Genomic DNA, 17,669 nt, shown 5'->3' on the forward strand with positions numbered 1-17,669 from the left:
GATGGAGGCAGATAAAGTAACTTCAACAGACTATAGCATTCAATCGACCAGAGTTCGTTCTAATAGAAGGAAAAATGTTTCTGGAGCGATCCCACTGTACACGATATTAATCTTCTATTTTTTAATCATTGCCTATCCTTTGTTTTGGATGGTGGTTAATTCCTTTAAAACGACAGAAGAAATCTTCTCTAATAGCTGGGCGCTTCCAACGACATGGCTTGTATCAAATTATGTACACGCGTGGAATACGGGGATATCAGGGTATTTTTTAAATAGTACGATAGTGACGATAAGCACTTGCCTACTTACCGTTTTTATAAGTTCGCTTGGTGCATACGGCTTAACACGTTTTGAATTTAAAGGAAAGAAGCTACTATTAATTTTGTGTATGGGTGGGATGATGCTCTCTCCTCAGGTAAGCTTAGTCCCTCTTTACAAGCTTATCCAAGCGATGGGGATTCATGACACTTACTTAGCGCTCATTCTTCCTTATGTTGCGTATCGTATTCCGATTACGGTGCTATTAATTCGAGCGGCATTTCTAGAAGTTCCGAAAGAAATGGAGGAGTCAGCCTTCTTGGACGGGTGTTCTACCTGGAAGGTATTTACAAAGATCTTCTTACCACTCAATCTTCCTATTTTATTCACGGGTGTCATTCTAACAGCTTATTTCACATGGAATGAATTCATGTTTGCGCTTATTTTCATTGATTCAGATAGCTTGAAAACCATTCCAGCTGGTCTGATGCAATTCCGTGATGCACTTCAAACGAATTGGGGCGTGTTACTAGCAGGTCTAATGATTTCTGCCATCCCGATTATTACATTGTTTTTATTTTTACAAAAGTATTTTGTTCGTGGTCTTGCTTCTGGAAGTTTAAAAGGATAAGGGAGGTAATAATAATGAAGTTACTTGCAATTGGAGATAATGTGGTGGATGTATATTTGGATCGAAATGAGATGTTTCCAGGTGGAAATGCGTTAAATGTTGCCGTATTAGCGAAGCAATACGGAGCAGAAGAAACGGGATTTATTGGCATTGTTGGAGATGATGTGGAAGGTGATCACATTATTGATTCTTTAGAAAAGAATCATGTGAATATTAGTCATATCCGAAGGGCTTATGGGGAAAGTGGAAAAGCGTATGTGGATATTGATGCGACTGGCGACAGGGTTTTTATAAAATCGAACAAAGGTGGGATTCAATCGAAGCTACGATTGAAATTGGATCCATCAGATTTTGATTATATCAACGGTTTTGATGTTCTTCATACGAGCATTTATAGCAGTTTGGATGACCAGCTTCCCCAGATCAAACAGCTATTACCGATTTCCTATGATTTCTCCAATCATTTTACAGATGAATTGCTAAAGGTGGTATGTCCACATATTACTTTTGCCTTTATATCTGGTAGTGACTTTGGTGACAAGCAAATCGAGGAATTAATTAACAAAGTTCATGAATATGGCACGCATTATGTGATTGTTACCCGAGGGTCAAAGGGAGTGATCATGTCCGATCGGACACAAAGTTATATACAGGGAATAGAAGATGCAGAGGTAATTGATACGCTAGGTGCTGGTGATTCATTCATTGCTGGGTTCTTAACGAGTTATTTGAACCACCATACAATAAAGCAGTCACTTCAACTAGCTGCATTACGAGCGGCACGTACTTGTGAAGTGAACGGAGCATTCGGACATGGAAAGCTACTTGTAAAATGAAAAATGGGGACTGGCTAAAAGCCAAGTCCCTTTTTATGTGGTTATTGTATAAGCAATTACTGTTGTTAAATTTTTAAACGTAGAAAGATGAATAGGTACTTTATTCTTATCGTACACAATTTTGTCTATATTAAATAAAATCTCGCCAATTTCACAATTAAGATGTTCAGCTTCTACAGAAGAGGCGGGAATTCCAGTGATCGTTTTTTTTGTTGTAATGTCTTTCATATCCACATGATAAATGTTGCTCAGAACATCATAGGTGGATTCGTAATCAAAAATATGCTCTTGAATGTTAGGAAAGCGCTCTATCGGATAATGAGTTAAATCAAGAGTAAATGGCTCTTCATCCATATACATTAATCTTAAAAGTTTGAGCACTGGAGCATTCACCTCTATTTGAAGATCTTCAGCAATTTTCTTTGACGCCTTAATTTCCTCACAAAGAAGAACTTTCTTTGCTGTCTTTTTTCCGAGCTGTTTACTAAAATCCGAAAAGCCCTCGATTGTTACTAATTCACGAGCAACCTTTTTCCTAGCAACAAACGTACCTTTTCCTTGTTTTCTTTCCAACAATCCTTCATCAACTAAATCTTGAATGGCTCTTCTAACTGTAATTCTACTAACACCATAAATATCACAAAGCTCCCCTTCATTGGGAATTTGCTGACCTGGGCGGTAGGTGTTCTGGTCAATGGCTTCTTTTATGGTGTTAAATAATTGTTCGTATAATGGACGTGAACTGGCACTGTTTAACTTCATAGGAGAACTCCTCTCAAAGTATAAATCGTTATATAATATTATATAACATTTAACGGAGAAATGTATATAATTAGTCTGAGAATTTCGAATACTAAAGTAGTAAAACAATAGATAATTAGCAATAAAAAAAGCTCTGGCATGCAATAAAAATGCAGGCCAGAGCTTTTATACCTATTAAGCTTTTACAGAAGACCCCTTTGGAGCCCAAGTTTTTTTCCAAGACATCTGTGCAACAATTAAAACGAGTAAAGCTAACACTCCAATTCCTGCATATACGAGGAATCCTGTTGCATATGTGCCTGTGATTTCTCTTAACGTTCCAAGGATATTGGGAATAAAGAAACCTCCAACACCACCAGCTGCTCCTACAATTCCTGTAACCATCCCGATTTCTTCTTGGAAGCGCTGTGGGACAAGTTGGAATACTGCTCCATTCCCCATTCCTAAACACATCATACCGACAAATAATAATAAGGTAACAAATGCGATGGAAGGTAGTTGGCTAACTCCCAGCATGGTTAGAGCAACACCGATAAATAAGAAGGTTAAAAGGCGAACGCCTCCAATCTTATCTGCGATATACCCTCCGACTGGGCGAAAGAAGCTACCGGCTGCTACGCAAAGGGTAACAAAGTCTCCGGCTCTTACTCTTGAAAGATCGTATTGATCAACGAAAAAGATACTTAAAAAGCTAGATAGTCCAACGAATCCACCGAAGGTAACGCTGTACAATAAACAGAAGTATAGGGCATCTTTTTGTTTAAAAACATTAAAGTATTCTTTAAGTGGTTTTGGTGCTGGCTGGGAAGGAGCATCTTTTGCAATAAGAACAAAGATAATAAACACAATAGCAAGAGGAATAAGAGCAACTCCCAATACATTATGCCAGCCAATTTGTTCAGCAAGGCGGGGACCAAATAAGGTTGCAAATAAAGTCCCGCTATTTCCAGCACCAGCAATCCCCATTGCTAACCCTTGTAAATGGGGTGGATACCAACGACTCGCCATTGGTAAGGCTGCTGCAAAGCTGGCACCAGCTACTCCTAATAGTATTCCGATAAAATAAAGTTCCGTTAATGTCGTTCCAAACAGCCACCCCCATATAAGTGGAACCATGGTAACGACCATTCCAATGATTGATGTTTTCTTTGGACCAATTCGGTCGGTTAAAACACCAAGAACGAGACGGAAGAAAGATCCACCGAGAATAGGGATCGCTACAATTAATCCCTTTTGTGAAGGGGATAGACCAAAGTCTTTGGTGATATAGACCCCAAGTGCCCCAAGAATTACCCAAATCATGAAACTGACATCAAAGTACAGAAATGATGCAAATAGGGATGGTGCATGTCCACTTTTTCTTAAATTTGCTAACTTCATAGTCACTCTCTCCTTTTAATAGAAATGTATTTCAAATGTGTTACCAGCCAATATAATTTTTTCGAGAAAATAAAATTTTACCTAATACATAGAAGAACGAGAAAAAACCTAGCTTGTTTGTCATTGGAAATCCCCCTTAATTAATGTCTAGCTCCAGCGCCTAGCCCCTCGATGGAATAATATAAAGCCATTATTCCTAGGTCATAAGCCAAATCTCTCCAGAAGGCAGGCCTTCCTACGAGATCCGTCTTATACTTGTCGGGGCTGAACAAGGCGCTTTTGCTTTTCTGCTTTGTCAGAGTTTTTATCATCTTTGTCTTGTTAAAGAATAGTATGCATGCTCTTGCTTTGTCTCAGAAGGTGTTAGCTAATCTAACACGGAAATTTATTAGAATTTTCTAACGGGTTGGATTTTTATACTTGTAAGCGCATTACAAAACCAAAGAAAAATCGAAAAGATATGAATTTACTTCGTAAATAGAAAAATGAGTATACCGTAATAATGCATAAAAATACTGACTGTTGGAGGAGTTCTTATAGTAAATAACACCCAAATAGTACATATCGTGTTAGAAAATGTAACAGGTTAAATTCCATTTCAGTAGATGTATGAAATAATAAAACGAAATTTGGTTTGAACATCCATCTACTGTTTGTTGGGGGTTATAACATGAAAAAGCAAAAGTTAGTTATGGTCGGTAATGGTATGGCCGGAGTTCGGTGTTTAGAGGAAATTCTTAAGACTGATTCCGACATGTTTGAGATTACGGTAGTTGGGAGCGAACCTCACCCAAACTATAACCGAATCCTTCTATCTTCCGTTCTGCAAGGAACTAAAAAGCTTGAAGAAATAACCATTAATGATTTTAAGTGGTATGAGCAGCATCAGATTCAACTTTTTACAGGAGAAACTGTTGTTGCTATTGATCATAAAAGCCAACTAGTGATGACAGATAAAGGTCGCAGCTTGTACTATGACCGATTGATATTGGCAACGGGTTCCGTTCCTTTTGTACTTCCCTTGCCTGGAGTGGAGAAAGAAGGTGTCATCTCATTTCGGACAATTGAGGATTGTCAAAAGATGCAGGAAACGGCCAAAAATCATAAAAAGGCAGTCGTCATTGGTGGTGGATTATTAGGGTTAGAAGCAGCAAGGGGACTATTACACCTCGGAATGGAGGTGCATGTTGTTCATATTAGTAGCTTCTTAATGGAAAGACAGCTGGATGAAACCGCAGCAAAAATGCTACAAGCAGAGCTTGAAAAGCAAGGGATGAAGTTTCTATTAGAAAAACAAACCGAAGAGATTTTAGGTGATCAACGAATCGAAGGGATCCGTTTTACGGATGGAACCTCTGTTGAGGCCGACTTGCTTGTAATGGCTGTTGGCGTAAGACCCAATATTCACTTGGCGAAAGAAAGTGGCATAACAGTTAATCGGGCGATTGTCGTTAATGACTTTCTAGAGACGAGTATTCCCAATATTTTTGCTGTAGGAGAATGTGTGGAACATCAAGGTATGGTATATGGCCTTGTAAAGCCACTTTATGAACAGGCAGTTGTCTTAGCGAAGCGTATTTGTGGGGTAGATGGACAAAGTTATAAGGGTACTGTGTTAGCCACTCAATTAAAAATTTCCGGTGTTGATGTGTTTTCTATCGGAGCATTTCAAGAGGATTCAGAAAAAAAGTCAATAAAAATACATGATGAAGTGGAAGGTACTTATAAAAGGCTGGTATTCCAAGAAGATAAAATAATTGGAGCAGTGCTCTTTGGGGATACGAGTGACCGAACGAAATTACAAAATATGATTCTTAAAAAGCAAGATGTATCTGATATGGAAAAAGTGACTATTTTTCAATCAAGTGGTTCGGGAACAGCGGTTACCTCCATGGCAGCTACTGAAATCATCTGTAATTGTAATGGAGTTTCCAAGGGGACAATTATTGAAGCTGTTCATAACCATGGTTGTTCTACTGTAGACGACGTAAAAGCATGTACAAAGGCTTCCGGCTCTTGCGGAGGGTGTAAACCGCTTGTTTCAGAGCTATTATCTTATATTCATAGTGATGAATTTGATGAAATGAAGATCGAGAAACCTACGATGTGTCATTGTACAAGGCTAACTGAGGATGAGGTTGTGCACGAGATGCAGGTGCAAAATTTATCCTCTGTTAACGAAGTCATGCAAGCACTGAACTGGAAACACAAAGAGGGGTGTTCCAAATGTGTTCCAGCTTTAACGTATTACTTAAGTATGATCAATCCAGAGTATGAGAATGTTCAAGAAACATTATTTGTCAACGAAAAGATGAATGCTACATTGCAAAAGGATGGAACGTACTTTGTTGTCCCGCAAATGTATGGGGGAATGACCAATCCAATTGAATTACGAAAAATTGCGAATGTCGCAGACAAATATGGAGTGTCAGAGTTAGCCATTACTAGTGAACAAAGAATTCATTTGATGGGCCTAACAAAAGAAGAGCTACCAAAGGTGTGGAATGATTTAAATATGCCCTTAAGTGCCACATACGGAAACAGAGTTCAGAATGTGAAGACGTGTATTGGTGAGCATATATGTCAATGTGATAAACGAAAGGCCCTACAGCTTTCAGCAACGCTAGAAAAGAAACTTGAGTATCTGATTACTCCTTACCGGGTGAAAATAGGTGTCTCTGCATGCTTGCATAATGGTGCTGGTTCGACAACGAAGGATATTGGAATCATTGGCACAAAGCGGGGCTGGGAAATTTATGTGGGAGGAAGCAGTGGTCGAAGTGTGAAGGCTGGTCAATTATTTACAGTTGCTGAAACAGAAGAAGAGGCGGTGTATTTCATTTGTGGTCTAATTCAGTACTACAGAGAAACGGCTAATTACTCCGAAAGAACATGGAAATGGGTGGATCGAGTGAGCCTATTGCATGTGAGAGAAGTGCTATTTGATTTCGAACTCCGCCAGCAGTTGTTAGAACGATTAGAAGAGGATTGCTTAATGATAAAGGGCCCTAAAGATGTTCCTATTTTTTAAAAGGTAGTACTAAAGAGTATAAGGATTGAGGGTGATGATGTGACTGAAATGCTATTAAAATACTTTCGTACAAAACAAAATCATGTAGAGTCAGAGAAAACATACGACTCGCAATGTCCATTTTGCAGCATGCAATGCAAGATGCAGCTCATAGAGCAATCAATCGTTACGCGCAAAAAATACACCACTGTGGGATTAGATAATCCAACTACACAGGGAAGATTATGTGTGAAAGGCATTAATGCCCACCAACATACTTTTCATAAAGACCGACTAAAGTACCCGCTCATAAAGGTAAACGGGGAGTTTGTTCGTGCCACATGGGAAGAGGCACTAGCAGTCATTAAAAGTAATATTCAGTCTATTCAAGAACTCCATGGAAAAGACGCAATGGCGGTGTACGGAAGTGCCTCGATCACGAACGAAGAAGCCTATTTACTAGGGAAATTTGCTCGTGTCGCGTTGCAAACAAAGTACATTGACTACAATGGTAGGCTTTGTATGTCTTCAGCGGCTTCGGCTGCTACTCAAACCTTCGGGATGGACCGAGGATTTACCAATAGCATAAGTGAAATTCCTTCTTCTCGTTGTATTATTCTTGCAGGAACAAATATTGCAGAATGCCAACCGACTATCATGCCTTATTTTGAAAAGGCAAAGGAAAATGGTGCTTATATTATTGCAATAGACCCTCGTGAAACGGGAACAACGAAACTAGCAGACTTGCATATTAAGGTGAAGCCTGGAACAGATGCCGCTTTTGCAAATGGAGTCTTAAAGGTCATTATTGAAGAACAGCTTTATAACAAAAGCTTTATCTCAGAAAGAGTCAATGGATTCGAAGATGTGAAGGAGAATGTATCCTCGATGACTCTTGAGGAAATCGAATTCTTTTCCGGTGTTCCGATTGAACAGATTCGTAAGGTTGCACACCGGTTTGCAAAAGAAGAAACAGGTATGATTTTTACAGCACGCGGAGTAGAGCAACACACAGATGGGTCCGCAGCAGTTAGAAATTTTCTAAATATATTACTTTCGGTTGGGAAAATTGGAAAACCAGGCTGTGGGTACGGAGCGATTACTGGTCAAGGAAATGGTCAAGGAGCAAGGGAGCATGGACAAAAGGCCGACCAACTTCCTGGCTATAGACTCATAGAAAACGAAGATCATCGAGCTTATATTGCAAAGGTATGGGGAGTTAATGAAGAAGAGCTGCCGAGAAAGGGAGTCTCTGCATATGAGATGTTTGAAAAAATTCATGACGGTGACATATCCGGAATGCTTTTGATGTGTTCTAACCCTATTGTCTCTAATCCCAATGCACATTTTGTGGAGGAAGCTCTACAAAAACTTTCTTTTCTTGTTGTGGTTGACTTATTTGTATCTGAAACGGCTCGATTAGCAGATGTGATCTTACCGGCTTCCTCCTACTTAGAGGATGAAGGAACGATGACCAATGTAGAGGGGAGAATCACGTTACGTGAGGCAAGTTATCCTTGTCCAGAAGAAGTAAAGCACGATTGGCAAATTCTTTGCGAAATTGCCCATGAACTTGGGAAGGGGAAGTATTTTTCTTTTGCATCCGCGGAGGAGATTTTTAACGAACTACGGATCGCTAGTAAAGGTGGAATTGCTGATTATTATGGAGTGACATATGAACGCCTAAGAAAGGAAAAGGGACTGTTATGGCCTTGTCCAACTATAAATCATAAAGGAACGGTCAGGCTTTTTGAAAATTCGTTTGCTCATCCTGATGGAAAAGCAAAGATGGTTTCTGTTTCTAATATCGCCCCTGTTACAAAGGATCAGGTATGTGAAGAGTTTCCACTTTATTTAACAACAGGTCGAGTGATGTCTCATTATTTAACAGGTGTTCAAACCCGTAAAAGTGCTTCATTAGCAGCAAGAAATGTGGAATCGCATGTGGAGATTCATCCAGCCACAGCTTTAAAATACGGGATTAGAGACGAAACACTTGTGAAGATTGCGTCTAGGAGAGGCAGTATTGTCGTACGGAGTAAGCTGTCGGATAGTATTCGTCAAGACACACTGTTTGTTCCTTTTCACTGGGCCAATTCACAAAATGTGAATTTCCTTGTCGGAAAGGAATTGGATCCAACCTGTCGTATGCCTGGATTTAAATTAAGCGCCGTAAAAATAAGCTCAGCTATGGATGTCGGATGACGATAATTTTGGGTGATTTACTCTTTTAATATTCGGAAAATTCGGTTTACGAACTAAAAAGGGTGTTAGGTAATCTAACATGTTAAACAATTTTACACAAATCATGTGTTACAGTTTAAGAAACTTTCTTGGGGAGGCGCGTTAATTTGGCAAAGAAAAAACTAATTCTTGTTGGTAACGGAATGGCAGGAGTCAGAACCATAGAAGAAATTTTAAAGCTTACAAAGGATCAATTTGAAATTACGATATTCGGGAGTGAGCCACATCCGAATTATAATAGAATCCTACTTTCAAAGGTTCTACAAGGAGACACAGAGGTCGCTGATATTACTCTTAATGATTGGAGCTGGTATGAAGACAATGACATTCAGCTCTATACAGATGAGACAGTGGTTAAGGTTGATTCCGACCGAAAAGTAGTTGTTACAGATGCTGGAAGAGTAGAGCCTTACGATGAAGTGATTGTGGCAACTGGTTCTGTCCCTTTCATTCTTCCCATTCCAGGTGCGAATAAGGAAGGTGTAACAGCGTTCCGGGATATAAAGGACACAGAAATTATGCTAAAGGCCTCTAAGAAATATAAAAAAGCGGCAGTAATCGGCGGAGGATTGTTAGGGCTTGAGGCGGCAAGGGGACTTCTAAACTTAGGGATGGAGGTTAGCGTCATCCATCTAGCGCCTTATTTAATGGAGCGCCAGCTTGACCCAATGGCAGGAAAAATGTTGCAAACAGAATTAGAAAAGCAAGGAATGACGTTTTTATTAGAAAAACAAACACAGGAGATTTTTGGAGAAGAGCGAGTCGAAGGCTTACGTTTCAGTGATGGAACCGAGATAGAAGCGGATCTGGTTGTTATGGCCGTTGGTATAAAACCTAATATTTCACTAGCAGTGGAAAGTGGGTTAGAGGTAAATCGAGGAATTGTTGTAAACGATTATATGCAAACGAATATCCCTCATGTATACGCTGTTGGGGAATGTGCAGAACATAACGGAATTCCATACGGACTTGTTGCCCCGCTTTATGAGCAAGGGAAAGTGTTAGCGAAAACGATTTGTGGTTCGAAGACTGAGCCGTATAAAGGTTCTGTATTGTATACCCAGTTAAAGGTATCTGGAGTTGAAGTGTTCTCTGCAGGTGATTTTACGGAAGGTGACGATAAAAAGGCTGTTAAAGTATTTGATGAGCAAGATAGCTATTATAAGAAACTCGTACTTCGAGGAAATCAAATTGTTGGTGCCGTTCTTTTCGGAGATAGCAGTGATGGAAATCGTTTGGTTTCTATGATTCAAAAGCAGGCTGACATTTCAGACACAATGAAGGTATCCTTGCTGCAGCCAACTGGCCAAGAAGCAGGTGCTAGTCTAGTAGCAACGATGAGTGATGATGAAATCATTTGTGGATGTAATGGGGTATCAAAAGGAGCGATCGTTTCTGCTATTCAAACACAAGGCTGTTCATCTGTTGATGAAATTAAAGCCTGTACGAGCGCTTCCCGTTCTTGTGGTGGCTGTAAACCACTCGTTGCCGAGGTACTTCAGCTTACATTAGGTTCATCCTTTGACAGTAAGCAGCAAAAGGAAGCAATTTGCGGATGTACCACTCTATCTCGTGATGAGGTAGTAGAAGAAATCAAAGCAAAAGGTTTAACTCATGTAAAAGAAGTCATGTTTGTACTTGATTGGAAAACCGAAGAAGGATGCTCGAAATGTCGTCCAGCTCTTAACTATTATTTAGGTATGGTCAATCCGACTGGATATGAGGATGAGAAGGAATCAAGATTCGTTAATGAGCGAATGCACGCAAACATACAAAAGGATGGAACTTATTCTGTTGTGCCTAGAATGTACGGTGGAGTGACCAATGCAAATGATTTAAGACGAATTGCTGATGTGGTAGATAAATATGAAATACCACTTGTAAAAGTGACTGGAGGACAACGAATCGACTTGTTTGGGGTAAAGAAGGACGATCTTCCAAAGGTGTGGGAGGATCTTGATATGCCTTCAGGATTCGCTTATGGAAAATCACTTCGTACCGTTAAAACATGCGTAGGAGAACAATTCTGTCGTTTCGGTACGCAAGACTCGATGGGACTTGGAATTCAGTTAGAAAAGAAATATGAAGGTCTTCAAACACCTCATAAAGTAAAAATGGCTGTCTCAGCTTGCCCAAGAAGCTGTGCGGAATCAGGGTTTAAGGATATTGGATACATTGGCATTGATGGTGGCTGGGAACTTTATATTGGTGGAAATGGTGGCACCCATGTGCGTGGAGGGGATCTTCTTTACAAGGTAAAGACAGAGGAAGAGGTTATTGAAATTACTTCTGCGTATCTTCAATATTATCGAGAGACAGCGAACTATTTAGAGAGAACATCTGCTTGGGTGGACCGAGTTGGTTTGGACCATATCCGAGAGGTATTAGATGATAAAGAAAAACGTAAGGAGCTAAATGCTCGCATGGACAAAGCCTTATCTGTAATCGAGGATCCATGGAAGGCCATTATCGAGGACAAAAAGTTGAAAAAAGAACTGTTTGAAACAGTAGTAACATCGTAATACAAGATAAAAGGAGGAGATCTTCGAATGGTTAATAAAAACATCAGTAAGGTATTAATTGGCTCCCTTCAAGAATTGCCAGAGCGCTTAGGGAAGACATTTCATGTGGGAAACATGGAACTTGCGGTATTTAAGCTTTCCAACGGAAAGGTACGAGCGATTGAAAACCGTTGTCCTCATAAAGGTGGCGTATTAAGCGAAGGAATCGTCAGTGGTGATTCGGTCTTCTGCCCGATGCATGATTGGAAGATCTGCTTAGAGGATGGCTTGGTTCAAGCACCGGATACAGGTTGTGTCAAAACCTATCCAACGGTAGTAGAAGGAGAAGACGTGTTTCTTCTTATTGAATAGTAATCATATGCAGACAAGGAAAAGGGGTTCTTCTTAGTTGCTCTCGGAGTAACGGAGAATTCCTTTTCTTTTTACCTGAATATTTATTAGAGTATATAAATAAAAACACAAATTCATCTTGAAAAAGTATTCTTTTATGCATTATAATTCAAAAGGTAGTTGGAATTATACATTAGAAGTTCTTGTTATTTTAAAAATTCGGAAAATTTCGCTTGAATATGAAGTATTTTCTGCTTTAAAATGGATAAAGGAAGTTTTTCCTTCACCAAATCCAAGAAGGTGACGAGATGAGTATGGAGCAAAAGACGGTAACGCAAAAGATTAAAGGTAACTTTTCGGCATTATCTTCAGGTCAAAAGAAAGTAGCAGAGTTTTTGCTAGAGCACTTGGATGAAGGTTCATTACTCACAGCTTTCCAAATTGGGCGAAAAGTGGGCGTTAGTGAAACAACAGTTATTCGCTTAGCGTATGCATTAGGCTTTAGTGGCTACTCAGAAATGCAGGAAACGGTTCGAAGAGAATGGCTAACACATGTACAACCAGGAAAAAGCGAAGGAAAACCTTCAAGTAGAGATGGTGTTGAAGAAAATCAGTTGTTTCATCAAATCATCGAGAAAGAGAGCCAAGTTCTAAATCAATTGCTTAACCAGTTAGAAATAGAACAAATATGGCGAGTAGTGGATAAGCTTCACCAATCAAAGCGGATATTTATCGCTGGCTTTGGTAGCTCATATGCTGCTGCCTACTGGTTATATTACGCACTAAAACAGATGAGAGAAAATGTGTTTCTTTCTAGCCCAAGTGGCTTTTTGCCTGAAGAAATATGTGAACTTGATGAGCAGTCAACCGTTATGATGTTCTCCTATCCTCGTTACCGAAGAGAATCACTTAAGCTAGCAAACTATGCAAACAATCAAAAAGCAACCCTCATAGCGATTACAGATCGGCAGCTTTCGCCTATTGGCCAGCTCGCACAATTGACCTTAACAACAGAGGAGCATTTAGAATCGAGTCATCATTCAATAGCTTCGGTGATTGGTTTGCTTGAGGTGATTATCTCTGGATTGAACAAAAGGGACAGTGAAAACAGCCATGTCCGTCAGAAGAAATTAGAGCAGTTATATTCCGAGCAAAATATTTTTTTAGAATGAAAAAATAGTTATTTAAGAGGAGGCTCAACCTATATGACCAATGCTTCAAATGTTAGAGTAGATAGAAAAGAAGCTTTACAAAAATCTTTTTCTGTTCAAGATTATATGAAATTTATCTTACCATCCTTATTCGGTATTATGCTATTTATTATTCCTATTTCAAATGGTGAAGGAATAACAATACCAGTTGCATTCCTTGCCAGCCAATTAAATACCCTTTTTGTTGATCAAATTCCAGCCTTTGCAACGGGTGTCATTATTCTATCTGTTTTAGGTTCACTTATTGCAGTTATTGCCAAGCCACAATTTATTCTCGAAAATATCTTTTTAAATAAACTGTTAAATGTAAGCAAGTTTTGGTTGATTGCACGTGTATTAGGGGCAATTTTTACAGTGATCGCACTTACGAAAGTAGGACCAGAATTTATTTACTCTGAAAATACAGGAGGGATGCTGCTATTTAGCCTACTTCCGATTTTATTAACCACTTTTTTACTTGCAGGATTTCTATTGCCACTTCTTTTGAACTTTGGGTTATTAGAGTTTTTTGGAGCATTAACAATGAAGATTATGCGACCAATTTTCAAACTGCCTGGACGATCTTCTCTTGACTGCTTAGCATCATGGGTAGGGGACGGGACAATCGGTGTACTACTAACAACGAAGCAATATGAGGAAGGGTATTATACAAAAAGAGAGGCAGCGGTAATTGCTACAACCTTCTCCGTTGTTTCCATTACTTTTACCATTGTTGTTATTCAATACTTGAATCTTGATAAATACTTTCTTCATTATTATGCTACGATCGTGATTGCTGGATTAGCAGCAGCTGTGATTATGCCACGTATTCCGCCGCTTTCTAGAAAAGCTGACACAGGCTATGAGCATGCTACGTTAGTCAAGGAAACGAGTATTCCAGCTGGTACATCGTACGCCCAGTGGGGATTAGCGCAAGCAGTTAGTAAAGCAAAGACAAATACAAGTGTAAAGGCAACATTAAAAGAAGGACTTCAAAATGTACTTGATATGTGGATGGGAGTTCTACCAATCGTTATGGCTATTGGAGTCACTGCTTTAGTGATTGCAGAATTTACACCGGTGTTCTCCATACTAGGAAAGCCGATTGAGCCAATCTTAACATTAATGCAAATACCTGAAGCAGACCAGGCTGCTCAAACGATGGTTGTAGGATTTGCGGACATGTTCCTACCAGCCATTATTGGAAGTGGAATTGAAAGTGAATTAACACGTTTTGTTATTGCTTGTGTATCCGTTACGCAACTGATTTACCTTTCTGAGATGGGCGGATTACTACTAGGATCAAAACTACCGGTTAGCTTCAAAGATTTAGTATTAATCTTCTTGATTCGTACTGCCATTACTTTACCGATTGTTGCGATTGCAGCACATATTATCTTTTAACTAGAAGGGTTCTGACATAAATGGTTCTTTTGGATAACTTTATTGATACAGAGCGGAAACAAATTTTGAATACGTATAAAGAACTTCATGAGCTTGCCGAGCCAAGCTGGAAGGAAGAAAAAACCTCTCTGTATGTAAGGCAAAAGCTAGAAATGGCTGGATTTGATGTCCAAACCTTTCAGGGCCATTATGGGTTGATTGCTGAAATTAAGGGTGAAAGTAATGAGGTAATAGCAATTCGTGCTGACATGGATGCACTTTTACAAGAGATAGATGGTGTTGTACAAGCAAATCATTCATGTGGTCATGATGGACATAGTACGATGGTGTTATTCACAGCACTTGCACTTGCTAAAATTAAACATCATCATACCATTCGCTTTATCTTTCAGCCGGCAGAGGAAATGGCTGAGGGTGCACTAAAAATGATTGAAGAAGGTGCGCTAGACCATGTAAAGTTTCTTTGCGGAATTCATTTGCGCCCTGCATTTGAGGTCGCAAATGGTATGGCAGCTCCTGTGATCTTGCACGGTGCATCAAGCTGTATAAGAGGTACGATTAAAGGGATACCGGCACATGCTGCGAGACCGGAGGAAGGCAATAATCCTATTGAAGCTGCGGCCCTTTTGGTTCAAGCTTTTCAGAATATTCGTGTCCAAACCGATGTTCCATACTCTATCAAAATGACTGAGCTTCATTGTGGAGAATCATCGAATCTGATTCCAGAAACAGCACGATTCACCGTTGATCTTCGGGCAAAATCGAATGAAGTCATGAAGTTGCTTATAGAAGAGGCAAAACAATCGATTCAAGCCATTGAGGATAGAACGGAAACAGTGATTGTTTTTCAACAAGATAGTTATTCTCCTGCTGCGGTGAAAAATGAACATGCTGTGAAGCTTGCAGAAGAAGCCATTAAATCCGTGCTAGGTGAGAAATGTCTGGTACCGATGTGTGACTCTCCAGGTGCAGAAGACTTTCACTTCTATACATTAAAGCGACCAGATATGGTTGCAACAATGATTGGGTTAGGTTGCGGATTAGAACCAGGCTTGCATCATCCTAATATGAAATTTGACATTACCGCATTACTTAATGGAACCAAAATTTTAACCAAGCTGTTATTGGAAGCGGACAAACAGGCTTGGTAATGACTCCGGTAAAGGAGGGAAGACATTTGAAAGAAGAAGTAAGTATTCGCAACCTTCAAACTGTCACAGAGTTAGAAAAGGTACGTGAATTAGAGGCTCAAATTTGGAGCTTAGAAGATTCTGTACCAGTCAACCAAACGGTAGCCGCAGTGAAAAATGGCGGCTTCGTTCTTGGTGCTTTTGTTCGTGAGAAGTTGATTGGTTTTCAATATAGCTTCCCAGGCTTTGATGGAACGAAAGCGTATCTTTGCTCTCACAGCCTCGGAATTCATCCTGATTATCGTGCATTCGGTGTCGGGGAGAAACTGAAATGGGCTCAGAAGAAAACAGCGCTTCTAAAGGGCTATGAGTTAATCACCTGGACATATGACCCGCTTGAAACCGTGAATGCAAATCTAAATTTACATAAACTTGGCGGCGTCTGTTCTACGTATATGGAAGATGTATACGGAGAGATGAATGATGGGTTGAACACTGGAATGGCAACCGACCGTTTTTTAGTAGAGTGGCGGCTAAAGTCTGAGAATGTGAAAAGAGACTTAGGTGGAGACGCGCAGCAGGTTATAAGAACAGATCAATTTAATGAAAACTTGAGTCCTGTTGAAATTCATTTGAACTTAACTCATGATACCCTTTTCGTATCGGTACCTGGCAATTTTCAGAGAATTAAAACAGAAGATTTCTCACTTGCCAAGCAATGGAGAGAGGCAACTCGAAAGGTGTTTAATCATTATTTTAAAGAAGGTTACACGGCTATTGATTTATTGAAGGATAAAGAAAACCACTACTACTACGTTTTACAAAAGCTATAGCAAGGGGAATGTGAAATGGAAGTAAAGAGCATCATTTTAAGGCATGTAAAAATGGACCTGTTAACCCCGTTCACAACGAGTGTTGGTACGGAGGTGGACAAGGACTTCATTGTCGTGGAAGTACAGTCGAAAAGTGGTTTATCAGGATGGGCAGAATCTGTTTCAATTATTGAGCCAATTTATAATGAAGAAACGGTAAAGACCAATTGGCATATCATGAGTGATTTTCTAATTCCCCTATTATTAAAAGAACCCATTTCGCATCCGGATGAAGTATCTGAGCGTTTTCAATTTATCCGAGGCAATTATAATGCAAAGGCTGCATTAGAGTGTGCTGTCTGGGATTTATACGCAAAAGAGAAAAACCTTTCCTTATCAAAAGCGCTTGGTGGAGTGAAGGATCGGATAGAAGTGGGAGTAAGTGTAGGAATTCAAAAGTCAGAAGCGGCGATGCTTAAGCAAATTGAAGAGTATGTAGAAGAAGGATATAAGCGTATTAAAGTTAAAATTAAGCCAGATTGGGATATTCAAATATTGAAATCTATTCGCCGAGAATTTCCTACGATTCCTTTAATGGCTGATGCGAATTGTGCTTATACATTAAAGGATATCGAACATCTACAAGCGTTAGATGAATTCAATTTAATGATGATCGAACAGCCGCTTGCCTGCGATGACATCATTGATCATGCATCGTTACAAGCGAAGCTTTCCACTCCTATCTGTTTAGACGAAAGTATCCACACAGCTGAAGATGCAAGAAAAGCTATTCAGCTTGGAAGCTGTAAAATCATTAATTTAAAAATTGGTCGTGTCGGAGGGCTTACAGAGTCAAGGAAGATACATGATCTATGTGTGAAATATGAGATTCCGATGTGGTGCGGTGGAATGCTAGAAGCAGGAATTGGAAGAGCCCATAATATTGCGATTACATCACTAGCCAACTTTACGCTTCCAGGTGACACAGCCCCTTCTTCGCACTACTGGAAGGAAGACATTATCTCACCAGAAGTAGAAATGAGCAACGGCTTTATTTCTGTACCGGACTTACCTGGAATTGGTTTTGAACCAAATATTAAGAAAATTAATCAAGTGACACTTGAACAAAAAATCTTTTCATAAATAGTAAAGGATATAGA

Annotated in this window: 13 protein-coding genes; 11 read left to right on the forward strand and 2 right to left on the reverse strand. The window is 39.6% G+C overall.

Annotated elements, in window-relative coordinates:
• The first annotated feature begins 1 nt into the window (after window position 1).
• Together M3175_RS14460 and M3175_RS14465 are read left to right on the forward strand one after the other, a co-directional pair.
• The gene (locus tag M3175_RS14460) at window positions 2-889 is read left to right on the forward strand and encodes a carbohydrate ABC transporter permease (RefSeq protein ID WP_251520106.1); all 888 of its coding nucleotides are present in this window, start codon (window positions 2-4) and stop codon (window positions 887-889) included.
• A 14-nt stretch (window positions 890-903) separates the two neighbouring features.
• Complete coding sequence (locus M3175_RS14465; RefSeq protein ID WP_251520109.1) at window positions 904-1,725, forward strand: PfkB family carbohydrate kinase; 822 nt, start codon at window positions 904-906, stop codon at window positions 1,723-1,725.
• A 33-nt stretch (window positions 1,726-1,758) separates the two neighbouring features.
• Here the strand turns inward: M3175_RS14465 and M3175_RS14470 are convergent, their stop codons facing one another.
• A complete protein-coding gene (locus M3175_RS14470) occupies window positions 1,759-2,487 on the reverse strand; it encodes a UTRA domain-containing protein (RefSeq protein WP_251520112.1) in 729 nt (242 codons plus the stop codon).
• A gap of 174 nt (window positions 2,488-2,661) precedes the next feature.
• Entirely contained in the window at window positions 2,662-3,867 is a 1,206-nt protein-coding gene (locus M3175_RS14475; RefSeq protein ID WP_251520115.1) for a nitrate/nitrite transporter, read from the reverse strand.
• 670 nt (window positions 3,868-4,537) lie between these two features.
• Between M3175_RS14475 and nirB (M3175_RS14480) the strand changes: the two genes are divergently transcribed.
• From nirB (M3175_RS14480) to menC, 9 genes are all read left to right on the forward strand, one after another.
• Window positions 4,538-6,898 carry a nitrite reductase large subunit NirB gene (gene nirB / locus M3175_RS14480; RefSeq protein WP_251520118.1) on the forward strand — a complete coding sequence of 787 codons (2,361 nt, stop codon included), beginning with the start codon at window positions 4,538-4,540 and terminating at the stop codon, window positions 6,896-6,898.
• Window positions 6,899-6,937: 39 nt separating this feature from the next.
• The gene (nasC, locus tag M3175_RS14485) at window positions 6,938-9,082 is read left to right on the forward strand and encodes an assimilatory nitrate reductase catalytic subunit NasC (RefSeq protein ID WP_251520122.1); all 2,145 of its coding nucleotides are present in this window, start codon (window positions 6,938-6,940) and stop codon (window positions 9,080-9,082) included.
• A 146-nt stretch (window positions 9,083-9,228) separates the two neighbouring features.
• Window positions 9,229-11,643 carry a nitrite reductase large subunit NirB gene (gene nirB / locus M3175_RS14490; RefSeq protein ID WP_251520125.1) on the forward strand — a complete coding sequence of 805 codons (2,415 nt, stop codon included), beginning with the start codon at window positions 9,229-9,231 and terminating at the stop codon, window positions 11,641-11,643.
• Between the two features lie 27 nt (window positions 11,644-11,670).
• A complete protein-coding gene (gene nirD / locus M3175_RS14495; RefSeq protein WP_251520128.1) occupies window positions 11,671-11,994 on the forward strand; it encodes a nitrite reductase small subunit NirD in 324 nt (107 codons plus the stop codon).
• Window positions 11,995-12,281: 287 nt separating this feature from the next.
• On the forward strand, window positions 12,282-13,145 hold the full coding sequence (locus M3175_RS14500) for a MurR/RpiR family transcriptional regulator (protein ID WP_251520131.1): 864 nt from the start codon (window positions 12,282-12,284) through the stop codon (window positions 13,143-13,145).
• A 33-nt stretch (window positions 13,146-13,178) separates the two neighbouring features.
• The gene (locus M3175_RS14505; protein ID WP_251520134.1) at window positions 13,179-14,567 is read left to right on the forward strand and encodes a YjiH family protein; all 1,389 of its coding nucleotides are present in this window, start codon (window positions 13,179-13,181) and stop codon (window positions 14,565-14,567) included.
• Between the two features lie 20 nt (window positions 14,568-14,587).
• The gene (locus tag M3175_RS14510) at window positions 14,588-15,718 is read left to right on the forward strand and encodes an amidohydrolase (protein WP_251520137.1); all 1,131 of its coding nucleotides are present in this window, start codon (window positions 14,588-14,590) and stop codon (window positions 15,716-15,718) included.
• A gap of 26 nt (window positions 15,719-15,744) precedes the next feature.
• A complete protein-coding gene (locus tag M3175_RS14515) occupies window positions 15,745-16,530 on the forward strand; it encodes a GNAT family N-acetyltransferase (RefSeq protein WP_251520140.1) in 786 nt (261 codons plus the stop codon).
• A gap of 15 nt (window positions 16,531-16,545) precedes the next feature.
• Window positions 16,546-17,652, forward strand: a complete 1,107-nt coding sequence (gene menC / locus M3175_RS14520; protein ID WP_251520143.1) for an o-succinylbenzoate synthase — start codon at window positions 16,546-16,548, stop codon at window positions 17,650-17,652.
• Window positions 17,653-17,669 lie beyond the last annotated feature (17 nt).

Origin of the sequence: Robertmurraya korlensis (genome assembly GCF_023715225.1) — a bacterium.
Taxonomy (GTDB): domain Bacteria; phylum Bacillota; class Bacilli; order Bacillales; family Cytobacillaceae; genus Robertmurraya_A.

Bases quoted from the DNA above. Each gene is read 5' to 3' on its own strand.
- nirD (WP_251520128.1), top strand. From the start codon at position 11,671: ATGGTTAATAAAAACATCAGTAAGGTATTAATTGGCTCCCTTCAAGAA.
- nirB (WP_251520118.1), top strand. From the start codon at position 4,538: ATGAAAAAGCAAAAGTTAGTTATGGTCGGTAATGGTATGGCCGGAGTT.
- M3175_RS14500 (WP_251520131.1), top strand. From the start codon at position 12,282: ATGAGTATGGAGCAAAAGACGGTAACGCAAAAGATTAAAGGTAACTTT.
- M3175_RS14475 (WP_251520115.1), bottom strand. From the start codon at position 3,867: ATGAAGTTAGCAAATTTAAGAAAAAGTGGACATGCACCATCCCTATTT.
- M3175_RS14510 (WP_251520137.1), top strand. From the start codon at position 14,588: ATGGTTCTTTTGGATAACTTTATTGATACAGAGCGGAAACAAATTTTG.
- M3175_RS14460 (WP_251520106.1), top strand. From the start codon at position 2: ATGGAGGCAGATAAAGTAACTTCAACAGACTATAGCATTCAATCGACC.
- M3175_RS14465 (WP_251520109.1), top strand. From the start codon at position 904: ATGAAGTTACTTGCAATTGGAGATAATGTGGTGGATGTATATTTGGAT.
- M3175_RS14505 (WP_251520134.1), top strand. From the start codon at position 13,179: ATGACCAATGCTTCAAATGTTAGAGTAGATAGAAAAGAAGCTTTACAA.
- menC (WP_251520143.1), top strand. From the start codon at position 16,546: ATGGAAGTAAAGAGCATCATTTTAAGGCATGTAAAAATGGACCTGTTA.
- M3175_RS14470 (WP_251520112.1), bottom strand. From the start codon at position 2,487: ATGAAGTTAAACAGTGCCAGTTCACGTCCATTATACGAACAATTATTT.